Source organism: Streptomyces sp. NPDC059456 (genome assembly GCF_042750055.1).
Classification (GTDB): Bacteria; Actinomycetota; Actinomycetes; order Streptomycetales; family Streptomycetaceae; genus Streptomyces.
In genome coordinates this window covers 1-4,261 of the sequence record NZ_JBHYVA010000721.1, presented here as the reverse complement: position 1 = coordinate 4,261, position 4,261 = coordinate 1, and the positions used below count along the sequence as shown (strand labels likewise).

Genomic DNA, 4,261 nt, shown 5'->3' with positions numbered 1-4,261 from the left:
AAGAGACAGCGACACCCCGGGCCCCCGCCGCCCCGGCTCCCGCCCCCGCCGCCCCGGCTCCCGCCCCGGCCGCGATCAGGCCCGTCTCGTACGCGCAGATCACCGCCTGGATCCGGTCCCGCAGCCCCAGCTTCGCCAGCACGTGCCCCACGTGCGACTTCACGGTGTGCTCGCTCACCACCAGCGCGGCCGCGATCTCCGCGTTCGACAGCCCCCGCCCCAGGTGCAGCAGCGTCTCCCGCTCCCGCGCCGTGAGCACCTCCAGCCGCTGCGCGGACAGCGCCCCCGCCGCCGGCCGCGCCGTCACCGCCGTGTACTCCTCGATCAGCCGCCGCGCCACCGAGGGCGCCAGCAGCGACTCGCCCGCCGCCACCACCCGTACCGCGTGCACCAGATCGTCGCGCCGCACGTCCTTCAGCAGGAACCCGCTCGCCCCCGCGTGCAGGGCCTCGTACACGTACTCGTCCGAGTCGAACGTCGTCAGCATCACCGTCCGGCAGGACGTCCCGGCCGAGATCGTCCGGCACGCTCCGATCCCGTCGAGCACCGGCATCCGGACGTCCAGCAGCGCCACGTCCGGCCGCAGCTCCCGCACCGCCGCCACCGCCGCCGCGCCGTCCCCGACCTCGGCGACGACCTCGATGTCCTCCTGCGCGTCCAGGATCATCGCGAAGCCGCTGCGCACCAGCTCCTGGTCGTCCGCCACCACCACACGGATCGTCAACTACCCACCTCCAGCGGCGAGGTTACTAGCACGACCCGCACCGAGAACCCCAGGCCGGCAGGGCCCGGACCGCAGTGCGCCGTACCGCCGTGCGCCGCCGCCCGCTCCCGGATCCCGATCAGCCCGTGCCCGCCGGACGCGGCCCCCGGCACCGCCCCGGCCCCCGGCACCGCCCCGGCCCCCGCCGGCGCTCCCGTCCCCGGTACGGCTCCCGGGCCCCGCCCGTCGTCCGTGACCGTCACCGTGAGCGCCCGTGGCCCGTACTCCAGCCGGACCGACACCGCCGAGGCCCCGGCATGCTTCAGCACGTTCGTCAGCGCCTCCTGCACCACCCGGTGCACCGTCGCCTCCAGCGCCGCCGGCAGCGCGCGCACCGCGCCCGTCCGTTCGTACGCGACCTGCAGCCCGCTGCCCCGGACCCGCTCCAGCAGCCCGGGCAGCTCCCCGATCCCGGGCTGCGGCGACCGCGGCGCAGCCTCGTGCGCCGCCCGGTCCGTCCGCAGGACGCCCAGCATGGTCCGCAGCTGCGCCATCGCGTCCCGTCCCGTCTCCGCGATCGCGTCGAACGCCGCCTCCGCCCGCTCCGGGGCCCGGCGCACCGCCACCGGTCCGGCCTCCGCCTGCACGATCATGATGCTGACCGCATGCGAGAGGATGTCGTGCATCTCCCGCGCTATCCGGGCCCGTTCGCGCGCCGCCGCCTGCTCCGCCTCGATCCGGTTCGCCCGCTCCAACTCGGCCGCCCGGGCCTCGACGGCCTCCGTGTACGCCTGCCGCGTGTACTGGAGCCGCCCCAGGGCGTAGGCCGCCGCGAAGACGAACAGCGCGAACAGCAGCTCCCTGGCCGTCCCGGTGTTGAGCGCCACCGAGACGAGGATCAGCACGGTCAGGGTCACGCCCATCGTGATCCGCACCCGGGCCGGGCACAGCAGCGCCATCGTGTACACGCCGATCAGCGGGGCGTACGGCAGCGGCTGGCCGGGACCGTCCAGCGCCAGCGTGTACAGCGAGCCCGCCGCGACCATCCCGAAGATCGCCGCTACGGGCGCCCGCCGCCGCCACACCAGCGGCAGATTGCCCAGCGTCGTCAGCAGGTACGCCGGCCAGGTCGCCGGGGAATCGTGCGGATCGCGGGGTACGACGAACGGAATCGTCGTCGCCACCTGGACCAGCAGCGTCAGCCCCGGGTCCCGCCACCGCGGATCCGCCCGCCGGACCCGCTCCCCCCAGGCGCGTATCACCGGGCGGACAGCCCGAGCGCGGCCCGTACGCCGGTCAGCGCGTCCACCCGGTTGGTCGTGACGGAGTCCACCCCGGCCGCGATCAGCCTGCGCATCGTCCGCGTGGTGTCCGCGGTCCACGCCGAGACCAGCAGACCCTCCTTGTGGAGGGCGTCCGTCAGCTCCCGGTCGACCAGCCCGAAGCGGTAGTTGAGCCAGGCCGGCGCCACCGCGTCGATCAGCACCCGGCGCGGGGGCGACAGCGTGGTCCACGTCAGCGCGATCTCGGCCCCCGGATCGGCGGCGCGCACGGCCAGCATGGTGTCCGCGCCCGCGCAGTAGTACGTACGGTCGCGCGCCCCGCACTCCCGCACCTGGCCGACGACCGTCCGTACGGCTTCGGCCGTCGCCCCGGGCAGGTCGATCATCACGCGGCCCGCGCCCGCCGCCGTGAGGGCCTCGCGCAGCGTCGGGACGCGCCCGCCCGTCAGCTCCTTCAGCTGCGGGGCCGTGACGGCGTCGAGCCGCACGTCATGGCCCCACAGCCGCTGGAGCGTGTCGTCGTGGAGGAGGACCGGCACCCCGTCCCGGGTCAGCCGTACGTCGATCTCGACGGCGTCGGCCCCGCGGAGGAAGGCCGAGCGGATCGAGGGCAGGGTGTTCTCACGGACACGGTAGGGATCGCCGCGGTGGCCGACGGCAGTCAGGGTGCGCATGACCGCCATTGTCGGCGCTCCCGGCGGCCGGTGGTCCGTCAGCGCGCCAGCCAGGCCTCGGTGTACGCGTCGATCTCCGCGTTGAGCCCCGCCTTGCCGGCCTCGTCCAGGAAGGAGGCCTCGACGGCGTTCTTCGCCAGCTGCGCGAGCCCGCGCTCGTCGAGGTCCAGAAGGCGCGCGGCGACCGCGTACTCGTTGTTGAGGTCGGAGCCGAACATCGGCGGGTCGTCGCTGTTGATGGTGACGAGCACCCCCGCCCGCACCATCTCCTTGACCGGGTGCCGGTCCAGGTCGGTCACGGCGCGCGTGGCGATGTTGGAGGTCGGGCAGACCTCCAGCGCGATCCGGTGCTCGGCGAGGTAGGCCAGGAGTTCCGGGTCCTGGGTGGCGCTGGTGCCGTGGCCGATGCGCTCGGCGCCCAGTTCGCGGATCGAGTCCCAGATGGTCTCCGGGCCGGTGGTCTCGCCCGCGTGCGGCACGCTGTGCAGGCCTGCGGCCCGGGCGGCGTCGAAGTACGGCTTGAACTGCGGGCGCGGGACGCCGATCTCGGGGCCGCCGAGGCCGAAGGAGACCAGGCCCTCCGGACGCAGGTCGACGGCGAGGCGCGCGGTCTCGGCGGCTGCCTCCAGGCCCGCCTCGCCCGGGATGTCGAAGCACCAGCGCAGGACGACGCCCAGTTCGGTCTCGGCGGCCTTGCGGGCGTCCTCGATGGCCTCCATGAAGGCCTTCTCGTCGATGCCGCGGCGGGTGGACGAGTACGGGGTGATGGTCAGTTCGGCGTAGCGGATGTTCTGCCGGGCCATGTCGCGGGCGACTTCGAAGGTCAGGGTGCGGACGTCGGCGGGGGTGCGGACCAGGTCGACGACCGACAGGTAGACCTCGATGAAGTGTGCGAAGTCGGTGAACGTGAAGTAGTCGGCGAGCGCCTCGGGGTCCGTGGGGACCTGGGAGTCGGGGTGGCGGGCGGCGAGTTCGGCCACGATGCGCGGGGAGGCCGAACCGACGTGGTGGACGTGGAGTTCCGCCTTGGGCAGCCCCGCGATGAAGGGGTTCAGGTCGGGCATGAAGGAGCCTCCGGGAGGACGCGGGTGCGGACAGATCGGGCTTCATCGTAGGCAGCTCCGGGACTGTCCGCGGCAGCGCATAGCATGGCCGTACGAGAGGGGGGCGCCGCATGACCGACCAGAGCCCCGAGCCGAAGGACCCGTGGGCGCCGCCGGAGCGGCCGGCGGTGGAGCTCGGGAAACCGCAGGCGACGCCGGGCGTGTCGGGTTCGCCGCCCGTGCACGACCAGCCCACGATGGCGGGGATGCCGGGAGCGGAGGGCCCGCCGGAGCGGATACCCGGGCCGGCGCCGGCGCCGGGACAGCAGCCCGCACCGACACCGCCGATGGCGGCCCCCGGGGGCGCCCCCGCCTACGGGTACCCGGCCCAGCCGGATCCCGCGGCCTACGCGTACCCCGGACCCCCGCCCGCGCAGCCGGGGGTGGGGGGGCCCCCGGGCCCCCCCCCCCCCGCCGGAGCCCGGATAACCCGCGAACCCGCCCAGCCACCCCACATGAAACGGGAAGGGTGTTAGTGGCGGGGGGGGGGGCGGAATC

Annotated in this window: 4 protein-coding genes; all 4 read right to left on the bottom strand. The window is 74.7% G+C overall.

The genetic code is table 11. The features are described from left to right. The coding region (locus ACFXA3_RS37130) for a response regulator (protein ID WP_385194710.1) at positions 1-724 on the bottom strand (724 nt) is incomplete at its 3' end. Continuing rightward, a complete protein-coding gene (locus tag ACFXA3_RS37125; RefSeq protein WP_385194708.1) occupies positions 721-1,965 on the bottom strand; it encodes a sensor histidine kinase in 1,245 nt (414 codons plus the stop codon). The genes ACFXA3_RS37130 and ACFXA3_RS37125, both read right to left, overlap by 4 nt. After that, a complete protein-coding gene (locus ACFXA3_RS37120) occupies positions 1,962-2,669 on the bottom strand; it encodes a glycerophosphodiester phosphodiesterase (protein WP_385194706.1) in 708 nt (235 codons plus the stop codon). Before ACFXA3_RS37120 ends, ACFXA3_RS37125 begins: the two co-directional genes overlap by 4 nt. A gap of 29 nt (positions 2,670-2,698) precedes the next feature. Beyond that, the gene (locus tag ACFXA3_RS37115) at positions 2,699-3,724 is read right to left on the bottom strand and encodes an adenosine deaminase (protein ID WP_385194704.1); all 1,026 of its coding nucleotides are present in this window, start codon (positions 3,722-3,724) and stop codon (positions 2,699-2,701) included. Positions 3,725-4,261 lie beyond the last annotated feature (537 nt).

Bases quoted from the DNA above. Each gene is read 5' to 3' on its own strand.
- ACFXA3_RS37120 (WP_385194706.1), bottom strand. From the start codon at position 2,669: ATGGCGGTCATGCGCACCCTGACTGCCGTCGGCCACCGCGGCGATCCC.
- ACFXA3_RS37115 (WP_385194704.1), bottom strand. From the start codon at position 3,724: ATGCCCGACCTGAACCCCTTCATCGCGGGGCTGCCCAAGGCGGAACTC.